The sequence below is a fragment of the Paenibacillus xylanilyticus genome, assembly GCF_047246825.1.
Lineage (GTDB): Bacteria > Bacillota > Bacilli > Paenibacillales > Paenibacillaceae > Paenibacillus > Paenibacillus xylanilyticus_B.
In genome coordinates, this window is the sequence record NZ_JBFOLB010000004.1 from 206,354 (window position 1) to 225,146 (window position 18,793).

General features: G+C 49.4%; 18 protein-coding genes. 7 read left to right on the forward strand and 11 right to left on the reverse strand.

What is annotated here, in order from left to right; translation table 11 throughout:
• Positions 1-160: 160 nt before the first annotated feature.
• Positions 161-1,291, forward strand: a complete 1,131-nt coding sequence (locus AB3N00_RS23555) for a YheC/YheD family protein (protein WP_413036774.1) — start codon at positions 161-163, stop codon at positions 1,289-1,291.
• Positions 1,292-1,376: 85 nt separating this feature from the next.
• Positions 1,377-2,168, forward strand: coding sequence for an archaetidylserine decarboxylase (asd, locus tag AB3N00_RS23560; protein ID WP_413036775.1), 792 nt, complete (start codon positions 1,377-1,379; stop codon positions 2,166-2,168).
• A 395-nt stretch (positions 2,169-2,563) separates the two neighbouring features.
• Here the strand turns inward: asd and AB3N00_RS23565 are convergent, their stop codons facing one another.
• Together AB3N00_RS23565 and AB3N00_RS23570 are read right to left on the reverse strand one after the other, a co-directional pair.
• Positions 2,564-3,349, reverse strand: a complete 786-nt coding sequence (locus AB3N00_RS23565; protein WP_413036776.1) for a helix-turn-helix domain-containing protein — start codon at positions 3,347-3,349, stop codon at positions 2,564-2,566.
• Between the two features lie 208 nt (positions 3,350-3,557).
• Positions 3,558-5,009, reverse strand: a complete 1,452-nt coding sequence (locus AB3N00_RS23570) for a PLP-dependent aminotransferase family protein (RefSeq protein ID WP_413036777.1) — start codon at positions 5,007-5,009, stop codon at positions 3,558-3,560.
• 212 nt (positions 5,010-5,221) lie between these two features.
• On the opposite strand from AB3N00_RS23570, the gene AB3N00_RS23575 reads away from it, so the two are divergent.
• The 3 genes from AB3N00_RS23575 to AB3N00_RS23585 all read left to right on the forward strand — a co-directional run bounded on the left by AB3N00_RS23575 (position 5,222) and on the right by AB3N00_RS23585 (position 7,712).
• Positions 5,222-5,839 (forward strand): pyridoxamine 5'-phosphate oxidase family protein, encoded by a 618-nt coding sequence (locus AB3N00_RS23575; protein WP_413036778.1) that lies wholly within the window; start codon positions 5,222-5,224, stop codon positions 5,837-5,839.
• Positions 5,840-6,016: 177 nt separating this feature from the next.
• A complete protein-coding gene (locus tag AB3N00_RS23580; RefSeq protein ID WP_413036880.1) occupies positions 6,017-7,315 on the forward strand; it encodes an aminotransferase class I/II-fold pyridoxal phosphate-dependent enzyme in 1,299 nt (432 codons plus the stop codon).
• A gap of 271 nt (positions 7,316-7,586) precedes the next feature.
• On the forward strand, positions 7,587-7,712 hold the full coding sequence (locus AB3N00_RS23585; protein WP_212677025.1) for a YjcZ family sporulation protein: 126 nt from the start codon (positions 7,587-7,589) through the stop codon (positions 7,710-7,712).
• A gap of 169 nt (positions 7,713-7,881) precedes the next feature.
• On the opposite strand, the gene AB3N00_RS23590 is transcribed toward AB3N00_RS23585, so the two are convergent.
• From AB3N00_RS23590 to AB3N00_RS23610, 5 genes are all read right to left on the reverse strand, one after another.
• Complete coding sequence (locus AB3N00_RS23590) at positions 7,882-9,099, reverse strand: ABC transporter permease (protein WP_413036779.1); 1,218 nt, start codon at positions 9,097-9,099, stop codon at positions 7,882-7,884.
• 2 nt (positions 9,100-9,101) lie between these two features.
• Positions 9,102-9,854, reverse strand: coding sequence for an ABC transporter ATP-binding protein (locus tag AB3N00_RS23595; protein ID WP_413036780.1), 753 nt, complete (start codon positions 9,852-9,854; stop codon positions 9,102-9,104).
• Positions 9,855-9,881: 27 nt separating this feature from the next.
• Entirely contained in the window at positions 9,882-11,255 is a 1,374-nt protein-coding gene (locus tag AB3N00_RS23600; protein WP_413036781.1) for a DEAD/DEAH box helicase, read from the reverse strand.
• 212 nt (positions 11,256-11,467) lie between these two features.
• Positions 11,468-12,241: an SDR family NAD(P)-dependent oxidoreductase gene (locus AB3N00_RS23605; protein WP_413036782.1), complete on the reverse strand. Its 774-nt coding sequence runs from the start codon at positions 12,239-12,241 to the stop codon at positions 11,468-11,470.
• A 54-nt stretch (positions 12,242-12,295) separates the two neighbouring features.
• The gene (locus AB3N00_RS23610) at positions 12,296-12,754 is read right to left on the reverse strand and encodes a chemotaxis protein CheX (RefSeq protein ID WP_095292039.1); all 459 of its coding nucleotides are present in this window, start codon (positions 12,752-12,754) and stop codon (positions 12,296-12,298) included.
• A 459-nt stretch (positions 12,755-13,213) separates the two neighbouring features.
• On the opposite strand from AB3N00_RS23610, the gene AB3N00_RS23615 reads away from it, so the two are divergent.
• Positions 13,214-14,116, forward strand: a complete 903-nt coding sequence (locus tag AB3N00_RS23615) for a LysR family transcriptional regulator (protein ID WP_413036783.1) — start codon at positions 13,214-13,216, stop codon at positions 14,114-14,116.
• A 32-nt stretch (positions 14,117-14,148) separates the two neighbouring features.
• Complete coding sequence (locus AB3N00_RS23620) at positions 14,149-14,958, forward strand: histidinol-phosphatase (RefSeq protein ID WP_413036784.1); 810 nt, start codon at positions 14,149-14,151, stop codon at positions 14,956-14,958.
• Positions 14,959-15,221: 263 nt separating this feature from the next.
• On the opposite strand, the gene AB3N00_RS23625 is transcribed toward AB3N00_RS23620, so the two are convergent.
• From AB3N00_RS23625 to sdhB, 4 genes are all read right to left on the reverse strand, one after another.
• Positions 15,222-15,833 (reverse strand): GNAT family N-acetyltransferase, encoded by a 612-nt coding sequence (locus AB3N00_RS23625; RefSeq protein WP_413036785.1) that lies wholly within the window; start codon positions 15,831-15,833, stop codon positions 15,222-15,224.
• A gap of 131 nt (positions 15,834-15,964) precedes the next feature.
• Positions 15,965-16,711 (reverse strand): metallophosphoesterase family protein, encoded by a 747-nt coding sequence (locus AB3N00_RS23630; protein WP_413036786.1) that lies wholly within the window; start codon positions 16,709-16,711, stop codon positions 15,965-15,967.
• Positions 16,712-16,757: 46 nt separating this feature from the next.
• Positions 16,758-17,705 (reverse strand): metallophosphoesterase, encoded by a 948-nt coding sequence (locus AB3N00_RS23635; protein ID WP_413036787.1) that lies wholly within the window; start codon positions 17,703-17,705, stop codon positions 16,758-16,760.
• 174 nt (positions 17,706-17,879) lie between these two features.
• Positions 17,880-18,644: a succinate dehydrogenase iron-sulfur subunit gene (gene sdhB / locus AB3N00_RS23640; protein WP_413036788.1), complete on the reverse strand. Its 765-nt coding sequence runs from the start codon at positions 18,642-18,644 to the stop codon at positions 17,880-17,882.
• Between the last annotated feature and the right edge of the window lie 149 nt (positions 18,645-18,793).

Below are 18,793 nucleotides of genomic sequence, written 5' to 3' on the forward strand. Positions count from 1 at the left end.
CTGGATTCAATGAAGGCGGAAAGTAAACAAGAATACGCTGGTGCATGAAGATGCATCATGATTCCGGTCTGCGTTATCGTGATGTCCAATCATGCGTTGACAGGCCGGCATCTCATGAATGGACGATCCATGTCGCGATAATATTGAAGGAGGAACGGTCATGCCCCCAGAAACGATCGGCATCATGTTCGATTCACGCATGTACCGGGGGATACCGGCCGGAAGGACCGGTCAGGAATCACTCGCGAATTATGAGCAGGCTGCGGCCTTTTATGGATTAATTCCTTGCTTTTTGCGGCTTGAAGATGTGGATCCGGATACGAAGACCTGTCTGGCTTATGTCAAAAAGGAAGGTGTCTATGTTCGTCAAAAAATGCTCTTGCCTTCCGTCATTCATAACCGGGCTCTGCAGCTTCGCCGGACTGAACAGCATCAGGTGACCAAACTGCTCTTGCAGGGCATTCAGGTATATAATGTTCGGAATCGGTATCGCAAGGATCATATTCATGACATGCTTCATCAGGACCCTGTATTGAAGAAACATCTGCCTCATGCAGCCAAAGCTACTCTGGAGTCTCTGGTTTATATGATGGAACATTATAATGATCTGATCATCAAACCGTGCAGCGGCAGTATTGGACACGGCATCATGCGCTTATATAAACGGGATGGGGACTGGAGATTGACATGCCAGACCAAGGCTTCCCGCAAAGGATGGGCAACATTCCGGCTAAGCAGGGGACAACTGCCCTCGGCCACCTTGAGACGTATTTTTCGCCATGCGTATCTCATCGAGGAGCGGATTCCGCTGGTCCGTTACGAAGGAAGACCCGTGGATCTGCGTGTATCTGTACAGCGGGGAATGGACGGTCTATGGGGCATCACGGGCATGTTCGCCAAGGCAGCACCTGCCCATACCTTTGTCACCAATATTGCCCAGGGAGGCAAGGTCATGACCATGGCAGAAGCGTTTGATGAAGACGAACTTGGCCTCAGCATTCCGGAGATTGAAGCCAGAATCAGTTCTGTCGGGCTGCGAATCGCACGTACGCTGGCTTCCAGCCTACCGCACCTTGCCGACCTTGGTCTTGATCTTGGCATCGCCAGAAACGGACAGATTTATTTTATAGAATGCAATGGACGGGACCAGCGGTACGGTTTTCGCAAGGCGGGAATGCCTGAACATTGGAAAGCCAGCTACCGCGAGCCAATGGCATATGGACGCCTGTTGATGGAACAAAATTCACAGATTCCACGCCAGCCGCAAACCTACCGTAGGTACCCGTATTGATTTCGCTGGCATTCTGTGTCAATATTATGCAGAACGGCCGGTCCTGCCGGCCTTGAAGTTCGCACTAACCCTAAGGGGGATATTCATGGCAAAAACGCTGTTGCGGTTAATGACCGAGCTTTCTTCTCGCAAATGGATCTCCCGGACTGTGGGAGCCTTCTCCAAGAGCCGGGGAAGCAAGGCATTTATCCCATATTTTGTCCGGACCTACAACATCCCTGTACAGGAAGCTGAGAAAGACTGGAAGGAATATCGTTCACTGAATGATTTCTTCACCCGCAAATTAAAGCCGGGCATGCGCCCGCTGGATCTTTCAGAACATGCACTCATCAGCCCCGTAGATGCCAAAATCACGGCAGCCGGGCCTGTATCTGCAGGCACACTCCTGAATGTTAAGGGACAAAATTATACACTTGCTGAACTATTAAACCATTCTCCACATCTGGAGAAGTACAAGCACGGTTATGGGTTCGTCCTGTACCTCAGCCCTCGTGATTACCACCGGATTCATGCACCGGTCAGCGGACGCAGAATTGAGAGCGAGCATATCAAGGGCAAGGTTTACCCTGTAAATGATTTTGGTCTGACTCACATGAAGTCAGTGCTAAGTCGAAACGAGCGTCTCATTACGTATATTGGTCATGCTTATGGAGAAGTGGCTGTCGTCAAAGTCGGTGCCATGAATGTAAGCAGTATTCAGTACGCGGATACAGCTGCAAGCAGCTGGGCACAAGGCGATGATCTGGCTTATTTTGAATTCGGTTCCACCGTGGTACTGCTGACACAGAGCGGTACTTTCGAGCCTGAACCCAACCTGCAGCCTGGTGATACGGTCAAAATGGGCACACTGCTTGGCCGCTTGAAGCCAATTCACTGATTATCCAGAAACCAATAAGTAAAATGGCGCAAGACCAATAAAGAGGATGACGCAAGCACCTGATTCAGGTGTCTTTGTGTCATCCTCTTTATGATTGAAACATATCATTTTATAGTACTGCGGTTGAGATTCCATATATACATTCAATACGAAACATCGCTCCGTATGTATAGATCCTCTGACTTTTCTTTAAAACCATACGTTTTGCAATTCCTCCGCCGGTTTTAAGCGACGCAGACGGTTCCGGAAAATATTGCACCCCTTCGTAGAGCATCCCCGGTTGCGGATCCGCCGTTTTCCGTTCATCACAAGCTCCCCCTTTCGTTTCGTCTGGAATGCTACTTACTTACCCTTGGCCTTCAGACTTGAAACGTTGCTCTGATCTCCGGCTGGACCTAACGAATTTCGGAAGGACTCTTACCGGTATACTGCTTGAACTGACGACTGAAGAAAAAGATATCCCGGTATCCGAGAGCATCCGCAACCTCGGTTACGTTCATGCCCGTATGGACCAGCAGATGCTCTGCACGCTCAATACGCATGCGGATGATATAGGATTGAACCGAAGATCCGATCAATTCCTTGAACTTGATGGAGAAGTATCGGGGTGACAATCCCGCACGTGCTGCCAGATCCTCCACCCGATGGGTAATCCCCGGATGCTGGCGTACATAATTCGCAACTTCCTGAATCACATCCGAGAGCTGGTTGCTGACCTTTTTCTCCACAGGTGCTTCCGTATCTGCACGCAGCAAATGAATCATCAGCTGTTTCAAAATCAGCCGGCTCTCTTCATCCCGCCCATATACATCAGACAGGAACAGTCTTACATAGCGAGCCAGCAAGTGCTCGAATTCCACCGTTTCCATCAGCTCACGATAGGACTGGGGAATATCACTAACGGGTATATCTACATCAAAATGAATATACGTAAGTACCAACGGTTTTTGTTTGTTATGTGTTGCAGTAGGATGATCGCCTGGCCTGAACAGAAAACAACTACCCTTGCCAACTTCATACGACCGGTCATTCAGCACAACGGTCCCTTCACCACTCCATACATAAAATAAATCATAGTTCTGCATCGGTTTTTCCCGCTTCTGCCACTTCCATCCCGGTTCGCAGACAATTTTGGCGACGGCGGGCAAAATAACAAAAGATGACGGCGATGCCTGCAGCATGTCGCCACTCCCCCTTGAAAGTTAATCTCTCCGCATGTTGCATCATTGGATTCCAATCGCTTATGGATAAACAGGCATGCGAACACAACTCATTCGATCAGCCTATTTCTAAATAGGATAGCGCTTCTTGGACTTGATGCAATATGCACTTGTATGTGATTTCTGCTCCAGCCGGAGCGAAATATCTTCATCTATTATACAGCGGATTTCAGCGAAACGAAAATGTACTCTTCTCCCATGCCAGCCGCAGCCTTCGGATCCCCTCCGTGATCTCTTCTTTCTCCAAATGTGCAAAACCGAAACAGGCAGCCGGATGACCGGGGATGAGTTGATAACGAACGGCATCCCGAAACCGTACGCCTTCTTCCTGCGCCACCGTTTTGAAGCTAAGGTAACTGTCCGGGCAGCCGTTCCAGGTGGCATAGATGTGAAGTCCTGCATCTCCGGGCTGCATGGTGAATGCCTCCGGTAATTGACGCTGCATCTCCTGCACAAAAAATGCATGCCGTTCACCATATAAACGGGTTAGTCGTCTCAAATGCCGCAGATATGCTCCTCTGCTCATGAATTTTGCCAGTGCCCGCTGTTCCAATAGTGCAGGAGGTACAGGTTCATATAGAGCTTTCGCTGCAAGCAGCGGCTGCACCAGACTTGGCGGCAGAACGGCATAGCCTAGCCTGAAGGAAGCAATCATCGTCTGCGTGAACGAACCGACGTAGATTACCCGTTGTTCACGATCCAACACTTTGAGTGGTTCAATCGGTCTGCCGCCCCAGCGAAATTCGCTGTCATAATCATCTTCAATAATGACGGCATTGCGCTTGGAGGCCCAGGCAAGCAATGCCAGGCGTCTGTCGAGCCCCAGCACGGCACCGGTCGGGAACTGCCGGGTTGGGGTGACGAATAACGTTTGGGCTTCCCAGTCTTGAGGGATGATGCCCTCAGAATCCACATTTGCCAGAACGATGCGGCCCCCACAGGAGCTCACCGCATGAGCAATCCCCGGATATCCGGGATTTTCCAATATGGCTGATGCCCCTTCCCGGATAAGCAGCTGAGCGAGCAATGTAATGCCTTGCATCGAACCGCTGAACAGTACGATCTGAGATGCATCTGCCTGAATTCCCCGTGTCCATCTTAGATGTGAAGCAATGGCCTCACGCAGTTCGGGGTCCCCTGCTGCACCGCTTTGTTCCCGCCAATCGCTCCGATGCACGGCCGCAAGCGCACTTTTCCATTCGGTTTCGGGAAAATGGTCTGCAGGCATGCGATGGACATGAAAATCGATGACGTCTTGATTCTGGTCATGAACAGACTCAGCCACTTTTTGAGTATCCAGTCTGCTCACGCGTTCTCCCCATGGAGACAGATGAATGACAGCTTCCTGTTCTGCTTGTTTCTCCGTGGTAAATGAACCCGTAACAAAGGTGCCCCTTCCCCGATGTGCCTCGACGTAACCATCCGCAAGCAGCATGTCATATACCTGTGCGACAGAGCCGCGTGACATCTCATACTGGCGTGCGAGCTCACGCGTGGAGGGGAGCCTTGTCCCTCCAATGAGTGTTCCCGCATGAATGGCATCGCGTAAGGCATGGTACAAAGCTGTGTATTTATAGCGATGCTGATGCTCGTAAGAATCCATGGGCAGCCACAGTTCCAAGGCGCTCGCTCCTTTTTTATATTTTCGGATAACGCTAAAATTCCTTTTGCTCCAATCTACTTGGATTGGTCATCCGTTCATTTTGCAAATTGGACTATAAAAATGAATGTAAATTGGATCTATTTTTATGTCAATGTATGTTTTATCGTTAGGTCAACGGTACAACTTTCATTCAAAAGCCATCACCAATCATTACCAAGGGGGAAACACATATGAGACGCAAAGAATTTACAGTAGACGAAGAGAAGGAAATTACTGCGTTTCTGGATCAGTGCTCCTTCGGATTCCTGGGAACCGTCAGTCCGGATGGACATCCACGGGTAACGCCGCTCAATTTTGTATATATGGATGGATGCTTCTATTTCCATGGCAGTCTTGCCGGGGAGAAGATGAAACAGATCAAGCATGATTCCTCGGTCAGCTTTACGGTGGCCGAAGAGTTTTCCCTGATTCCCTCCTATTTCAGTGACCCCGAACTGGCTTGTCCCGCAACCTCCTTTTTCAAAAGTGTCATGGCTTCCGGACAGGCAGAGCCTGTTCAGGATCTGGAAATCAAGGGCAGGGTGCTGCAGCGGTTCATGGAGAAGCTTCAGCCGCAAGGCGGATATGTACCCATTGATGCTGCCGACTCCCGATACACAGGTAGATTAAAAGCTGTTGCTGTCGTTCGAATCGTGCCGGAACATCTCAGTGCCAAGTTCAAATTTGGACAGAACCTCTCCACCGAACGTTTCGAGCATATCAGCGGACAGCTGGAACAGCGCAATGAGGGAAGAGATGCGGAAACAGCCGAAATGATGCGGAAATACTGTCCTTTTCATCAGAAATAGGCTTTGATTCTCCATGTCATGTCATTGGGAAATGTGCTCTAATTCCACCTGCAAACCTCCTGCAACAACGCGGTGAAGTGATATAACTGTCATATTGCGTAATTTCCGTGACGGGGGGATGTCAAGGTGATATAATGTTAGGCAGTTGAATCCCAAAGACCTGGAAGGATGAAAAGAATGAATCCACTGGCTGAACAGTTGAACGAAAGTATTCAGGCAGGCAGCAGTCACGTCTACTCCATGCTGTCGCAGCTCGGTAAAGAAATCTATTTCCCAAAAGAAGGTATCCTGAGTCAGTCTGCTGAAGCAGCAAGTCTGGCCAAGACCTATAATGCTACAATTGGTATTGCTCTGGAGGGCGGTGTGCCGATGCATCTTCCGGTTATTCAGGAAAAGCTCTCTGCATTCCAACCGAAGGACCTCTACCCTTATGCTCCACCTGCGGGCAAGCCTGAACTGCGGACGGTATGGAGAGACAAAATGCTGAAAGAGACCCCTTCGCTTGAGGGGAAAACCTTTGGAAACCCGATTGTAACCAATGCATTAACCCATGGGCTCAGTATCGTAGCCGACCTTTTCGTTGATGAAGGGGACGCTGTTATATATCCGGATAAAAACTGGGAAAATTACGAGCTGACTTTCGGAATTCGCCGTCATGGCCAGCTGGTTCATTATCCCTTGTTCGATGACCAACTGAATTTTAATAGTGCCGGACTGCTTGAAGCACTCCTTGCACAAAAGGGCAAAGGCAAAGCCATCGTATTGCTGAACTTCCCGAATAACCCAACAGGCTACACGCCTGGAGGTGAAGAAGCCAATGCGATCGTGGATACGATTCGTCAGGCTGCGGAAGCAGGTGTAGACGTGGTTGCCGTAACAGACGATGCTTACTTTGGTTTGTTCTTCGAGGATTCCATTCACGAATCACTGTTTGGCAAACTGGCCAACATCCATCCACGCGTGCTGACGGTCAAAGTGGATGGTGCGACCAAGGAAGAATTCGTATGGGGCTTCCGCGTTGGTTTCATCACTTACGCTCATGAAGATGCTGCGGTTTTGCATGCACTGGAACAGAAAACACTCGGCATTATTCGGGCAACCATCTCCAGTGGTCCGCATCCTTCGCAGACATTTGTCCTGGATGCACTGAAAGCACCGGAGTTTGAAGCACAGAAACAGGAGAAGTTCGAAATCATGAAAGGCCGTGCGAACAAGGTGAAAGCCATCCTCGATAGCGGCAAATACGGAGAAGTATGGGATTATTATCCGTTTAACTCCGGTTACTTCATGTGTTTGAAGCTAAAAGAGGTTGATGCAGAAACACTTCGTTCCCACTTGCTGCAGAAGTACGGTGTAGGCACCATTGCGCTGGGTGAAGCTGATCTGCGCATTGCCTTCTCCTGTATTGAAGAGTCCGGATTGGAAGATCTGTTTGATACCATCTACCGTGGGATTCTGGATCTGCAAACGAACTGATTATGAGCAGCAATATCGCTCTTTAAAAAAGGAATAAATCAGGACATTCCAGGCTACTGTGCGTGTCCTGCAACTATAAACAGCCCTCTATATAACGGTGATGTACACCTTCTATAGAGGGCTGTTTGGTGTTTCTTTTTCAATATCAAAAACCCCACCACCTCATTTTTCTAAATGATCCCGGGCAGTGGCCCAATCAGCGGAAACCCAAGGTACATAATATACGATGTACGCAAGGGCGTGCCAAACACCACTCGAAAGGGGAATGACCATGTCTGGAGTTGAAGATACAAGAGGCGGTTATGGATGCGGCGGTTTCGGAGGATTTACAAACACAGGTGCTATTCTCGTTCTGTTCATTTTGCTGGTAATCATCACCAAATCGTTCCTCTGCTAGTTCCATCCCTCTCCATGCGGCAGTGCCACGTGGTCTGACCGCAGCACAAAGACGGTTATTCTGGGACTCAGCCCGAATAACCGTCTTTTGGTATCTTATATAGAAGAAACGTCCTCTTTGCTGCAGTACACCTGATCCAGTCACATGATTGCATCAAATAAGGTCAAGCTCATTCGTCCTCTTCTTCCTTCAACCATTTGTTTCCCTGTGAACGTCTCATCAAATAGATCACCAGCACACCGAGTACCAGTGCTATTCCTGTAATGCTCAAACCACCCATTCCTGCAGCCCACATTGGAAGCCACATCAGTAGAGAAGCGATCGCATGCAGATTGAAGATGAATCCGAGCACTTGAGAACGGCGGCTCTCTGCAGAAATTGGATAAATCATGATCCAAAAGGATTCACCATGGCTGCGGCGCAATGCTCCGAGCTGCACACCAACCAGCAGTAGGAAGAACAGATAGACACCCACGCCAAAGTAACTTCCCGCTGTCCACCAACTGAGGAGCATGCCCAGTACAATCAGGCGCAGTACGATGGAAAACACTTCGGTCCGAATGAATGTTTTGGTAATGAGATAGCGATAGGCTTTACCTGCATTCCAGGGCAGCCCACTCCCCCACTTACTAAGCCAGCGGCGCGCACTTACTTTCTGACCGGATGACGGTACATCCACGAACCAGCCTAATGTCCGCATGACACGACCGGCTTGGCCCTGCTCTACCTGAATCAGACGTTCCCAGGAAATCCGGTGCTTCATCGGGATACGCAGTGCAACCACGTAGACAACCGCAAGCAACAGCAGGAACCATACGCTGCGCTGCGGAGGCTGCCACAGCCATGCCGCAATCGCCAGTATAGCCAGTGCCCAGCGCAGCAAACGATAGCCTCTGGCTGCCCCGATCTGCACCATTCGAAGCTCTTGCCAGGCGCCGTAGCTCGCCAGACCTTTCCACAGGAGCAGAAGCAGGATAAACCAGCCAAATGGCCGTGCATCCTGGTCTGCCCGAACATAGAGAGGCCACAGCGTAACAAATACGAGCAGCATACCCAGACTTTTGTAGATAATCCCCCGGGCAAAACTGTTCTTCAGATACTCCTGCATCCGGTATTCCTGGGGTCTCAGAAATACGATATCGGCAGGATGCAGATATGTACGATAACTGCTGAACAGGACTAGCGGTGCCAGCAGCAGCAATGCAATCCAGCGAATTGGAAATCCTGCCGGAATGTTTTGTACAAATGAGGTATACCAGGCAGAGAATGCAATGACGAGAAATAGAAAGACCATGGCCACGCCGCTCTGTATGACATAGCCCAGATAAGGAAGAATTCCGTTCCAGAATCCCGTGCGTCTTTGCTTCCATAACAGCTTGAGATCCATGCTTAATCCCTGCCCTGCACAAGAGAATAGAACATGTGCTCCAGCGTCGCATCCGATTCCCCGAACTGGGCACGCAGCTCAGTCAATGTTCCTTGAGCAATTACCTCTCCGCGATGCAAAACAATAAAGCGGTCGCAGTAATTTTCAATTGTGGACAGAATGTGCGAGCTTAACAAAATCGATGATCCGGATGCCTTCATTTCCAGCATGAAATCAAGCAAGGAACGAATCCCCAGCGGGTCCAGGCCCAAGAACGGTTCATCGATAATGTACAGCGGCGGCCCTGCGACAAAGGCACACATGATCATGACCTTTTGCCGCATCCCTTTGGACAGGTGAGTCGACAGACTTGTACTTTTCTCCCTCATGCGGAACAAGTCCAGCAACTTCTCTGTGCGCTGTTTAAAATCCGCTTCGGATACGCCATAAGCTCTGGCCGTGAATTCCAGATGCTCCATCACAGTCATCTCGTCATACAACTCGGGTGACTCCGGCACAAAGGCCATCGCCGATTGATATATCTGCGCGTCCTCGTCCCGTTTCTTGCCCATCACCCGAACGTCCCCTTGCTGGGGAGTCATCAAGCCTAAAATATGTTTCATGGTGGTACTCTTGCCTGCACCGTTCAATCCGATCAGTCCGACCATCTCTCCGCGTCCAACTTCAAGATTGATACCGTGGAGAACCGGCCGTTTGGCACTGTATCCTCCGCTTAGCCCACTGATTTTTAACACGGGCGATTGTCCGTTATCCATCAATCCCTGCACCTCTTTCGTCAGGTTTTATTCTTCGGAACGCGGTGTGTTTCCCTTGCTCCATTTGGGTGCTCCCTTGTTTTTGCGATCCTGATCGCGCTCCGTTCTGCCTCCGCCGCCTGCAGGCTTTCCGCCTGTGCCGCGCTGATTCGACACTGCAGCTCTTGCACCGCCGTTACGGCCTGCCTGGCCTGGCTTGCGATCACGGGACTGTCCCGGTTTTCTCGAAAAAGAATGACCCTCAGGCCGCGTATCCGGACGTGGATCAGCCTCCAGCACTTTACCTCCGAACAATACGCGTTCCGTCAGTTCGATGCCAAGTTCGCGTGCAAATTTGCGCATGATGAAGATTTGCGTTTCATCCACGATGGACAGCACAATACCACTGCGTCCCATTCGTCCGGTACGTCCCGCACGATGAACATAGTGCTCCGAGTCAAAAGCCGGGTCATAATTGATGACCATGGGCAAACCTTCAATATCCAGTCCTCTTGCCGCGACTTCGCTGGCAATCAGCAGTTTGATTTTGCCATTGCGAAAAGCAGCGAGAACGTTGCTCCGGGTTACCTTGTCTGCGTCTCCATACAACCCGGCTGCAGAAAGACCCAAATGGTTCATTTTGGCCTCAACCTCGCCGATATCTTCTGTAGCATTAACAAAGACGATGGCCCGATCAGGATTATACTGTCTAACCAGACGACGCAGCATATCGATTTTGTTGCGGGTTTCTTCCACAAAGTAATAATGCTCCAGTCCCGCAGCTGTTGCCCGGTCCGGTTCGATTCCGATCTGAACAGGTTCCTTCATCTCACGCTTGGCAAGTCCGGAGGTATGCTCATCAATGGTTGCTGACAGGAAGATCAGCTGACGGTCACGAAGAGCACTGCGCAGCACAAAATCCACATCACTCACGCCACCCAGTTGGAATACCTGGTCTGCCTCATCAATGACAATCGTGGAAACATTATGCATTTTCAGCTTTTTCAGCGTAATCAATTCCTTCAGTCGTCCCGGCGTACCCACAACCAGTTCAGGGTGTTCCCGCAATTTCTCGATCTGGCGTTTGACGGCTGCTCCACCAATGAGACCAAGAACGCCAATGCTGCGTCCCTCTCCATACCGCTGTGCTTCGCGTACAATCTGCATCGCCAGTTCTTGCGTAGGCGCTATAATGAGCTTTTGTGTACCTTTCACATCACTTTTGATGGATTGCAGCAATGGCAGAAGATAAGCAAGGGTTTTACCTGTTCCTGTCTGGGATTTGGCAACCACATCGCGGCCTTCCAAAATAATGGGTATGGTCTGTGCCTGCACCGGAGAAGGTTCGTTGATCCCGTGTGCAGCGAGGAGCTCTTCCAGATCCTGTGCCACACCTATTGAAGCAAATGTTTGATTCGTCATGTATGTCCATCCTTTAAATTTATTCTTACGATGCTATTTCCTGCTTGTACCTCTGTAGCATAAGCCTGTCATCACATTATCTTTCATTATATGCGAAAAAAGGCTGTGGACCAAATCTTATTCGGCAAGATGCAGCTTGGTCGCAAAAAAAGAAAAGCCCCTCGGCGGAGCTTTTCTCTTATTCCCTATATGATGCCTCGATTGCTGCATTTCTACTTCTGATTCATGACTCCATGCGTCAGCCGGTCTGCCAGTCTCGGAAACAGCTGATACAGCCATATGCCAGCCGAAGCGAGTCTTGGCAGATTCACTTCTTCCTTGCGTCTTTTCATCGCCCGGATCATATGCCCTGCAACCTGTTCCGGCTTCAGCATCATCCAGCGCACATTATTCACGTAATTCCCGGAAGGATCTGCGTGATGAAAAAACGGCGTATCAATTGGACCCGGGTTAATAGTCGTAACCGTCACTCCGGTCTTGCGCAGCTCCTGACGCAAGGCATTGCTGAAACCAAGTACGGCATGTTTCGTCGCTGTGTAGGAAGCCGATTTTGCAGTCCCGATCTTGCCAGCCATGGAAGCCACATTCACAATCTGCCCAACGCCACGTTTCAGCATGTGTGGTAACACAGCCTTCGTGCAGCGAACAATTCCCATGTAATTGACGTCCATCATTTCATCGAATTCCTGCACCGTCATTTCCGTCATTGCGGCGAATTTGCCGTACCCTGCATTATTCAGCAGAATATCCACTCGTCCATACTTATCCAGCATCATGTTAACAGCTGTCTGTACCTGATCATCATTGGTAACATCCAGTGTAAGCAGCTCATGCGGCCCTTTTAGCGAAGCACCTATTTCTTCGAGCTTGTCCCGAGAACGGGCAGCGAGAATGGGAATAGCCCCTTCTTCAATCAACATCTGAGCACAGAGCGCACCAATTCCGCTCGACGCACCTGTGATGAATACAACCTGATCTTTCAACATACAAGAAGTCCTCCCGTATTGAACACATTCGCCTGTTCAGGCTATGGCTCTATTCTACGAGATCATTACCTGAATATCCATCTCGCCGATTCCGTCCATCAGCAATGGGATACTCAGTGCCTTCGTCGCATTAAATTCAGTCAAATGTTCGGACTTCAACACTTGCGGAGGTGTAATGTCCACAACGACACCCTGGTTGGACAGAATCGTGCTGGCATTACCGCTAATCATGTTGCCCAGTTCCGAGATGGCGCTTTTACTCATTTCATCCATTTCGGTAATCACAAAACCGCCCATCATGGCAGAGACAATTCGCAGTGCAACTTGTTCCTGAATTCCGAAAACAATGTTTCCGCTCAGTTGGCCGGTCATTCCGATCACGATCCAGACATGGTCTGCTATGTACTCTACGTTCTTCACGCCAAGGCTCCCGGTGGAAGGCGAAACCTGGATGAGTTGTTCGAATACATTTCGTGCGGATTCCAGGAAAGGATTAATCACTTCCGCTTTCACTGTCTAATGTCCCCCTTACACTGGGTTATTGGTCACATACCAAAAGTCCCATATTCTATAATTTTATTATACTTTATCACGTACAAGAATTCATCATGAATTCGGTAAGGCATGTGTACTATAATTTATCGTCATAAGCGGGGCAAATGTTTATAGCTGTTTTTGACGAAACTGCAGACTTCTGCACTTCTTTTGTAGGATGACTTTTGATTCAGATCTAGGCTCATTTGGATTTAGGACTTTTTTACTGATTTTTAATGAGTTATTTTTTTAAAAAAATTTGATTTTAAGTTTCATATCTGCTCTTTGGTCCTTCTAAAACTCCCTGCTTCACCTTGATTGCCCTGTTGTCTTGAATCACCTATAATTTAAGGTAACGGAAAAAAACATAGTTACGGGATTCCATTTCATACAGGAACACTCCGACAAGACATCATATCCGCCGCAAGGAGGCCATACATGAATATCAGCCAACTGGAGACGCTGATTACGATCTCGAAAACGATGAGTTTCCGCAAAGCGGGAGAACTTCTGAACCTAACCCAGCCTGCCGTCTCGGCCCAGATCAAAAGTCTGGAGGATGAATTCAATACCGTTCTTGTTGATCGCAATCAGCCCGTCACATTAACCGATCGTGGACAGGTGTTTTTGGAACATGCCGAGCGCATGCTAGACATTGTGGACGAGCTGAAACAGAAGTTGTCAGATCTCGATGAAACGCCTCAAGGACATATCGTACTGGGTACAACCACCTCCATTGCGATTCAGATTTTACCGCGGGTGCTATCCTATTTTCAGGATCAGTTCCCTTTGATCAAAACCAGTATCCAGTCCCTGCCTTCCTCGCAGATCTATACCCAGGTCGAGAATGGTTTGATTGACATTGGTATCGGTTATCTGACGGAGCGCAACCCAAACCTGAATACCTCCGTGCTCTATTACGACACGTTCGAACTTGTTGTATCTCCTTCCCATCCACTCGCGAAGCAAAAGCATGCCGCTGTGGACGTGCTGCGAAGTACCCCTCTGATTATGTTGTCGCCAGATACGGTAGGGCGGCGCTTTACAGAAGGCATTTTCAAAAAACATGGCATTGAGCCTAATATCGTAATGGAATTATCCAGCAGTGAGGAAGTCAAGCGGATGGTTGAGATTAATCTTGGAGCGGCAGTGATATCCAAGCAATCGGTTGCTCATGAGCTGCGTCAAGGCACACTTCGGATGATTCCGCTAAGTGAACTTGAGGTCAGCCACCCTGTGGGGGTCATTTACAAATCCAGTCGTTATCTTAATTCGGCCATGCATCAGTTCCTGAGTGATCTCAAAGGCATGCCGGAAACCCAGTTTATCAGTTCGGAATGACAAAATAAGGCATGAGAAAGGAAGGGTAATTCATGAAATTCGATCTTCATACTCACCATTTCCGCTGTGGTCATGCAGATGGCAACATTCGGGACTACATCGAAGCAGGTATTCAGGCAGGCCTGCAAGTCATTGGCATCTCCGATCACACTCCTTATTTCGGCAGTGAGGAAGAGCAGGCATTTCCACGCATTGCGATGGCCAAGTCCGAATTGCGGAATTATGTTGAAGAAGTGCTTGCACTGAAAGAAGAATATGCAGGGAAAATTGATGTGCTGCTTGGCATTGAATCCGATTATTTCCCGATCCATGCCGAGTTGTATCGCAGTACACTGGGACAGCATCCTTTTGACTATATTATTGGCTCGGTTCACCATACGGAAGATGTCAGCATTTTCAACAAAACCCGGTGGAAGGGACTGAGTGAAGCGCGGAAAATTGAAGTGAAGGAACGCTATTATTCCCTGATTTCACAGTCCGCACGGAGTGGGATGTTCCAGATTCTTGGACACATTGATGCGATGAAAGGCAATTATCCTGCATTCTCCGACATTGTTGCCGATCATGCCATTGATGAAGCGCTGCAGGTTATTGCAGAGGCAGGCGTGGCTATCGAGATCAATACGTCGGGGAAAACCAAGCTTAGCGGCGGCTGGTACCCCTCTGATGCCATTTTGGAGCGAGCCAACCATTACGGCGTGAAAGTGACCTTCGGATCAGATGCCCACAAACCATCACGTGTAGCGGACGAGCTGGAAGAAGTCCGGACACGCCTGAAAGAGATCGGCTTTAAGGAATGGGTCTACTTCAAACAGAAACAGATGCAGATAGTTCCCTTGTAATAGATCGAATGACAAGCTTGAAACCCTACTGCCTGGCGTGATGATGCATGCAGTAGGGTTTTTCTCATGGACAAAAAAAATGAACCCGCTCGCGGCGGGTCCCAACAGCATATCTATTTATCAAAAAGGGGGTCATGAGATAAGTTTACCCGCTGTCTGTTAGAGTTCAATTGCAGCTATATTTCAATTGTGTAACAAATGATTGAGGATTGTTTCAACTGGTTTTGTTATCTTATTCTATGTTACTTCCGTTTCTCGGATACCTAGGTTTGCAGGCTTTTTCCCTCTCGTGATCGAACGTGCTCTTCACGGTATAGCGCATAGACCTTGACGTCCAGCAGTGTATCGGGTGTTTGACCATCCTCCTGGTTTAAACCAAATGAGGGAAGGGTTCGTTCGTAGGACATCCCACTTTTGCGAAGCACCCGTTCGGATGGTACATTAGCTTCATAGCAGCGTGCCTCCACTTTCCTGAGATTTAGCTCCGTAAAACCAAAATGCAGCAATCGCTGTACAGCCTCGGTTGCCACACCCATCCCCCAGCAGGACTTGTTCAGAATATAACCAATCTGGGCTGTACCACTCTGCTCATTCCAGTGCTGAAAAGAAGTGATGCCGATGAGCGGCTCCCTGCCTTTCCAACAGATACCGTAGTGCAGCGAATCCAGCTTTGCACTGCTGCACCGGATCTGATTCAATAACCGCCGGGCACGAATTGGCGTCGGCTGTCCTCCCCTATTTACATATTGAATGACCTGGGGATCGGAAAACAGTTCCGATAATGTGTTGAAATCACTCTGACGTAAAGATCGAAGGACCAGACGCTCGGTCCATAACACAGGAAGTCCTTGGGCGAGCATTTTTCGGGTCAGCATGGCAATCGCTCCTTTTGTCTATCGGGTTCTGGTCCGGTAAGACAAGCAAGCTCTGGGATGATCCGGCTCCATTAATGATGGATAACACTCCGGGGCTTTCAAATTTTAGTATGTCGATTCACTGCCTTTATTTATTCCTCTGTAGAACTCTCCTGCAGTCCACGGTAGATACCTGTACGTATCTCCCGGATGTAGAAATCCAATGAAGGTACCTTCGCTTGCTGTGCGGCCAGCACCTCACGTTCGATATCATAGGGAACCCGTACAAATTGAAGGTTAAACGCCTTGTTTCGATCACTGCTATTCTCTCCCTCAATGATGCAGTAAGAGGCTTGGGTCATATCGAGTGGATTGCCTACACTGCCGGTATTAAACAACATTTTGCCATTAAAATGTTGCAAGTAGGCGTTATGTACATCTCCATATCCCACGATATCCGCCTCACCAAGATCTGGATCATCCGCTGGAGGATCAAACATGGCTATTCTTTTTTCAATTTCGTCCCACGGCTGTACGCGGTGATACACACTCTGCGGCGAGGCGTGCACCAGACGAATGGTCCGACCACTAAGTTCAAATTGGTGGCTAAAAGGGAGATTCCCCAAATATGCCAGCCGCTCTTCTCCCAGTCGGTCAGCCTGCCAGGTGAAATTCTCATTATCCTGATTGACCGCAACCAGCTCATCCCAATTGCCCCGGATCACATGCTCGCACGTTTCTCTCACCCGATCCACCACCTGTACCGGATCTGGACCTTTGCCCACGAGGTCGCCCAGACAAAAGATACGCCCCAGCCCGCGACTCCGGATATCTCTAAGTACAGCTTCCCAAGCTGTCATGTTGCCATGAATATCGGATACAATCGCAATTCGTTCCATCTGGCCAACCTCCTCGTGTAATACTTAAATTCATCTTGCACAATCTCTATGTTCGTATGCCCTGTAATTCAAAAACGGTTAATTCCGGCCTACACAAAAAACGAATCGGCAGCTGGGTCATGCCAAAGCCCCGATTCACATAAACCGGCATACGCGCCTTGCCTGCATAATATAACCCCTGAATATACTTGTGTGAACCTCGCGGCGTCGTGACTGCTCCAATCCAGGGGAAACGAACCTGCCCTCCATGGCTATGACCTGACAGCTGTAACCCGAATCCGAACGGTGCTGCCAAATCGGCAAAATCCGGTTCATGCATCAGCAATAATTTCCACACATCCGCATCCAGGCCTTCTATGGCTTCCAAAGGATTCGGCTGGCCTGTAAGGGCATCATCCAGACCTGTCACAGCGATATGTTCATTCCCTTGTTTGATGACAGCGTGACTGTTGCGAAGCAACGTGAAGCCGGCTTGCTTGAACATGGTTTCCACTTCATTCTGTTGACGGCCCCGGTAATCATGATTCCCCAATACGGCAAACTTGCCATACTTCGCCTGCATGGATGCCAGCACTGGGATGCATTCTCGCATTGGTTCGGCTTCTCGTTCCACCATATCCCCGGTAAAACAAATCAGATCCGGCCGCTGCTCCTGTATGGTCCCAGCCAGCTTCTCCATCTCTTTCAACCCGGTATGAAACCCAAGATGGGCATCACTGAACTGGACAATGCGCAGCCCATCAAATGCCTGCGGAAATCCCGGCAGTTTCAATTGCACTTGCTTGACTTCCAGACGATGTGGCTCCCAGAGCCAAGCATATCCGCCTGTGAATAGGGCTGCTCCCGCCGTCATTACGACCATTCGCAGCAAAAAACTGCGCCGGGAGGGATCATGATCCTTCTCCTCACCGGGAAAAATGGACTCTCTATCAGGTTCATGGTTTGAGCGCCGGGGCGGTGGCCAGGAGCTGCCCTTACGCGGTGTCTCTGCCATGTCTTCCCCTCCTTCTCCGCTCTACATGCATCTCTACAGTATACCATATTCTGCATAACGAGCCCGGTTCCTTCGCTGTTTGAGAAAAAGAAGCCGTGATCCAAGGCAGCAAGCTGCCTTGGATCACGACTTCTTCTAAATTTGGAGATTCCACATCTGCAAGGGGTATGACGATTACACGCCCAACCAGCGTTTGAACATATGCTTGGTTGTTTGTTTATTCATTTCCGCAATGGAAGTTGTCAACGGAATTCCTTTTGGACAAGAGCGCACACAGTTCTGCGAGTTACCGCAGCCCTCGATTCCTCCATCTTCCATGAGGGCTTCCAGACGATCCTCGGCGTTCATCTCTCCTGTTGGGTGAGCATTGAACAGGCGGACTTGGGAAAGTGCTGCCGGGCCGATAAAGTCTGTTTTCTCATTGACGTTAGGGCAAGCTTCCAGACACACACCACATGTCATGCATTTGGACAGCTCATATGCCCACTGGCGCTTCTTCTCCGGCATCCGGGGACCTGGTCCAAGGTCATAGGTACCATCGATCGGAATCCAGGCTTTTACCCGTTTCAGGGCATTAAACATCCGGTTACGATCGATGACCAGGTCACGAACAACCGGGAAGGTTTTCATCGGTTCGATACGAACCGGCTGTTCGAGCTTGTCGATCAGGGCAGCACACGCTTGACGCGGCTTACCGTTGATCACCATGGAGCATGCTCCACACACTTCTTCGAGACAGTTCGATTCCCAGCAGACCGGGGCAATGGACTTGCCCTCTTTGTTCACAGGGTTTCGCTGAATCTCCATCAGGGCACTAATAACGTTCATGCCGGGACGATACGGAAGTTCAAACTCTTCGTTGTACGAAGACGACTCCGGACTGTCCTGACGGGTGATGATAAACTTGACGGTTTTGTTGGCTGTAGCTGGTTCCGCCATATCGCTGTCCCCTCCTTTGGTGACGATGATTGATTGCTATCGTTACAAGACCACAATGGTTCACACATGGTCACTCCGCTGGCAGAAGATTCTTCCGATCGCTGTTATCCCCAGATTTTTTGATCCACCTTTTACAAGGTAAAATCCGG